This window comes from Okeania sp. SIO2F4 (genome assembly GCF_010672385.1).
Classification (GTDB): Bacteria; Cyanobacteriota; Cyanobacteriia; order Cyanobacteriales; family Microcoleaceae; genus Trichodesmium.
Genome location: NZ_JAAHGT010000828.1, coordinates 1 through 4,393, shown reverse-complemented (window position 1 = coordinate 4,393; position 4,393 = coordinate 1). Strand labels below are relative to the sequence as shown.

The 4,393-nt window shown below is 34.8% G+C and carries 6 protein-coding genes; 3 read left to right on the top strand and 3 right to left on the bottom strand.

The features are described 5' to 3' along the window. Window positions 1-253, top strand: a 253-nt coding sequence (locus tag F6K22_RS33415) for a 50S ribosomal protein L19 (protein WP_293108266.1), incomplete at its 5' end; no start/stop codon positions are given. 271 nt (window positions 254-524) lie between these two features. On the opposite strand, the gene F6K22_RS33410 is transcribed toward F6K22_RS33415, so the two are convergent. The 3 genes from F6K22_RS33410 to F6K22_RS33400 all read right to left on the bottom strand — a co-directional run bounded on the left by F6K22_RS33410 (window position 525) and on the right by F6K22_RS33400 (window position 2,935). Further along, window positions 525-701: a hypothetical protein gene (locus tag F6K22_RS33410; protein ID WP_293108263.1), complete on the bottom strand. Its 177-nt coding sequence runs from the start codon at window positions 699-701 to the stop codon at window positions 525-527. Further along, the gene (locus F6K22_RS33405) at window positions 676-1,248 is read right to left on the bottom strand and encodes a DNA cytosine methyltransferase (protein WP_293108269.1); all 573 of its coding nucleotides are present in this window, start codon (window positions 1,246-1,248) and stop codon (window positions 676-678) included. Before F6K22_RS33405 ends, F6K22_RS33410 begins: the two co-directional genes overlap by 26 nt. A gap of 259 nt (window positions 1,249-1,507) precedes the next feature. Next, window positions 1,508-2,935: a helix-turn-helix domain-containing protein gene (locus F6K22_RS33400; protein WP_293108260.1), complete on the bottom strand. Its 1,428-nt coding sequence runs from the start codon at window positions 2,933-2,935 to the stop codon at window positions 1,508-1,510. Between the two features lie 282 nt (window positions 2,936-3,217). Between F6K22_RS33400 and F6K22_RS33395 the strand changes: the two genes are divergently transcribed. Then, on the top strand, window positions 3,218-3,724 hold the full coding sequence (locus F6K22_RS33395; protein WP_293108258.1) for a hypothetical protein: 507 nt from the start codon (window positions 3,218-3,220) through the stop codon (window positions 3,722-3,724). A 155-nt stretch (window positions 3,725-3,879) separates the two neighbouring features. Further along, window positions 3,880-4,393, top strand: a 514-nt coding sequence (locus tag F6K22_RS33390) for a hypothetical protein (RefSeq protein WP_293108255.1), incomplete at its 3' end; no start/stop codon positions are given.

The following is a 4,393-nucleotide window of genomic DNA, read 5'->3' as shown; positions in this document are numbered from 1 at the left end:
CCAGAACTTCGAAGGCGTTGTGATCGCACGTTCGAACCGCGGCATGGGCTCCAACTTCACCGTGCGCAAGATCAGCTTCGGCGAAGGCGTGGATCGCGTGTTCCCGCTGTACTCGCCGATCGTCGACAGCATCACCGTGGTCCGCCGCGGCGTCGTGCGTCGCGCGAAGCTGTACTATCTGAAGTGGTCTAAGCCACTTTGGACAATACCATTGTTTATTGCTTCTGCGACACCAGGATTAGTATCTAAATAGAAGTTTTCGTCAAATAGGTCAATAATTTCTAGCATGAGTAATTTCAGTTATCAGTTATCAGTTATCAGTACCGACCGTTGAAGTCAGAGACTCGAAATACTGAAGTTTATTTTTTTTATCCCCTTAAGAGAGGAGGGTTTTTAGTTATTTATGCACAATTCTTTTCTTTTGGCAAGTCTTTGTATTTTATTGCTTTTGGAGTAGTAATAATTGAAGAAAATTTCTGGGCGATCGCTATTCCAGATACTAAATTTTGGATTTCAGATTCCTCCTATAACTCCCCTAAAACCACATCCTCATAAATTAAATCTATAGGAGATGCAAAATTAACACTTTTCAACTCAATATTATCCCCTTCCATATAAGAATCAAGCTCCCACACTCCTTTTTCATTCAATCTAAAACATTCAAGCATCATTTCATCACCACTCACCTTTGCTATTTTCATTCCAAGGTAAACTGTCAAGATAATTATCTGTTAAAAATACAGAAAGCTTTTCTATAACGAGAGTTTTTTGTGTAGATTCAATACAAGTACCAAAAATAAAAATTCGGTCTCTGTTTTGGGGAATACCAAAATTTATAGGGTTAATGATTCGCCATTCAAGAAAATAGTCTAAGGAAGCAAGAGCATTTAAAATAATTCGGAAATGATGCCCTTTTTCCATAGTCAAGATTCTTTTGACATTTTCTAATAAAAAATATTTGGGCTTTTTAGCTTGGATTATTTCAACAATTCGTTCAAAAAGTGTTTCCCTGACTCTATCTCTAATTCCCATTTTTTTTCCCGCTTGACTAAATGGTTGACAAGAAAATCCTGCCGTTAAAAAATCGTGTTCTGGAATTTCTGATAAATTAATTTTATTAATATCGTCTAATACTATTGAGCCACTACCAAAATTACTTTGATCAACTTCAGAACAAAGTTCGCTAATATTATTAGCCCAAATAATGTCAATATTTGCAGCTTTCATTCCCAAACGAAAACCACCTATTATTATTTCCTTTAAGTGGAATTTTAGTCAGCAGTTTTTTTGTAAAAAAAAATTATTTTATTTGAAGTTAGACCAGTAGGGTGCGTTAGGCGCTAGCCGTAACGCACCACTATATACATTCAAAAATTAGATCAGGAATTTATTGTCAAGTATCTGGGTCGGTTAAGCTTTCCTAAAAAATGGTGCGTTACGCTTCGCTAACACACCCTACTACTAAGTGATAACTATGGCTTTTAGTTTGTTAGTTTGAGTCAATTTATTATTTCCTTTGAGTGATTGGTTTTTGATTTTGAGTATTGGTCTGCAAATACAGTTTTAGCAAAGGTTGAATTGTAAACAAAGCATCACTTGAGTTTTCGATTTTTTCAATTAATGACCGTCTTTCTAAAGATTGAATTGCCGCCAAAATATCAGAAATAGATATTTCCATATTTTCTACTAAATTAAACATAGAAACGGGTTCTGATTCATTACAAATCTGAAAAATAACTTGTTTTTCAAAATCAGACAAACGCTGAAACTGTTGCCTTAACCCACTCGTCAAATCTTCACTCAAAAACAGACAATCATATTTTAAATATTCAGCAACTCTGCCATTAAATAAACTACTAATCATCCTAGAAACAATTTTTAACCATAATGGGTTGCCTCCATAATTATTAATCAAAACTGACCATTTATCCTCATCCAATAAACCATTTTCTCGGAAGATTTCAAATCCAGCTTTACCTAAACCATTCAACTTGAAACAACGCACGGGTAAATTTTCACCAGCTAAACTACTAATCTCCAGAGGTGGTTCCCAACTATTTAATATCAAACAACTTTTATGAGATAACTCTCCTACCAGTTTAAACAACAAACTATAATCTTCATATTCTGGTTGATAATTACCTGCTAACTTCCCACCATTTAATATCATTTGTAAATCATCTAATACGATAAGACAACGGTACTTTTGTAAGTATTCTAAGAGTAGGGATAATCTATCATCATTCGTAGTTGGTAACTCAGTTTCTGGTTGGTTAGATAGAAACTTAATTAAGTATTTGAGAGTGGTTTGTAGAGATGGAGAAGTGCTGAGACTGCGCCAGATAATGTATTGAAATTTGTGTTTAATATTTGCCAATAGGTGGATAGATAAGGCTGTTTTTCCTATCCCACTTATTCCCAAAACTGCCAGTAAACGACATTTATCTTCGAGGATATATTTTTCTAAGATATTTAGTTCGGTGTAGCGATCGTAAAAAGATTTGGCTTCAGGTGCATTAGTTAAGTCTATTCGTATCGGCGGTTTTGTTGTTTTTTGAGTAGAAGTTTGCTGAGGTTGTGGCGGTGGTGAAACTGTTGGAGAATGTACATTATCTGTACAAAGATTAACATTACCAATATGTACAGAGTCTTGCAAAAAGTATGAGGAAACGTTGGCAAACTGCGACCTTTCTAATGTAGCTTTCAAATTAGATTTATTCAGGCGTTCCCCCAAGGTTTCTGACAGTGTTTTCCACAAGTCAGAGGCTACCTTTTTAACATGGGTTTCAGTACAATTACAGTTATTAGCTATCTCTGCGTATTTTTGACTATTCCAAACACCTTTTAAGATATCTTGTTGCAGACTATTTAAGTGTTTTCCCGTCTTGACAAATACCAGTTCATCAGCAAGTTTTAAGACCTCTTCAACATTCATTAGTCCGGTGAATATAGTGAGTTTAAGTTTATTGTCTCACCTTTTTCTACTTTTTCCTACTTTAGGGGTTAAATCCTACTTTTTGATACTAGATGAAGTAAAAATGATTGTAAAATTAGCTACCTAAAACTACTTTTTCCCTCTAGCCGAAGTAATATATTTAGTCGATAATAAAAAAAAGGGTTAAAATAGCTAATGAAATTTAGGCTCATTCGTCGAGAATATTTGATAAAAATACCCTTTTATATTTCAAGCAATTTTTATTAGTTAAAACCAGGAAAAATGAACAATAAAGACTTATCACCAGCCCAGGCAAATCTAAAAATGTCTCTCTGGCAAGTAGACGCAAATTCAATGACAAGTAGTGATATATATGTATGGTTAAATGACAGTGAATTGCCTCCGGAAGTGACTATTAGACTACACGAACTAATGACTTATACAAAGAAAGTAGGTAAAAAATTCTTTGATATAGGCAAAATTGTACTAATTAAAATTATTGAATTTGTCAAAGCGCATCCTTTTTTAATTGTAGGTGCAGGAATTGGTGTAGCAGTAGGTGCTGCTGTAGCTGCTTTAATCACTTCTATACCAATTTTAGGACAATTCTTAGCACCTGTGGCAATGGCTTTAGGAATAACTATTACTGCTGTAGGTGCATTAGCTGGTCATAGATTAGATAAATCTTTTCAAGGTGTAGGTGAAGATTTATTTGAAATTGCTCAACAGTTTTTTCAACTATTAGCTGAAGTTTTCAATACAGTTTTCCGTGAAGTTGCAATAGCTTAGATAGAAATATTAACTATAGCAATCCTAAATTAGGTTGTAATATTTTATCGTAGGGGTTGGGTCTCCAAACCCAAGCGCAAATGGGATTTGGAAACCCAACCCCTACAGTTTTTTTCACGAATCATTTCATATTATTATATTATTTAGAGGTGAATATGAGTACAACTAAAAAACCAAATAAGGAACAAATTTTAAAAGCTATTGAACAATTAGAAAAAAATCCTAATGATAAATTAGCCATTTTAGGTGATGTTGGAATTACTGGACTTGGAGCAGTTGGTGTTGGAGCAGTTGCAACAGTTGCAGGAGCAACGACAGCTCCCATACCGGTATTGACAGCATTAACTGGAGTTGGCATGGCAGTTGGTGCACCTCTAGCTTTAGTTGCTGGAGCTGCTGTTGCTGGTGGAGCTGCTGCTTATGGAATATCAAGACTGGTTAAAGGTGGCGGTTATAACCAAGGAAAACAACAAGAAATTCTCAAACGTTTGCAGGAACAAAAAATAGAAATAGAAGCTAAAGAACGAGGTTATAATGTTGGAGATAGTGACAAGACAAATTTCATTCTTTTGTTGAAAGAACCCATTAGACTTGATTTAATTAGCTCAGAAGATGCTCAGGAATTAATTAATGCTGTAGAAACAGGTCAACTACCATTAAAAGAAGAGA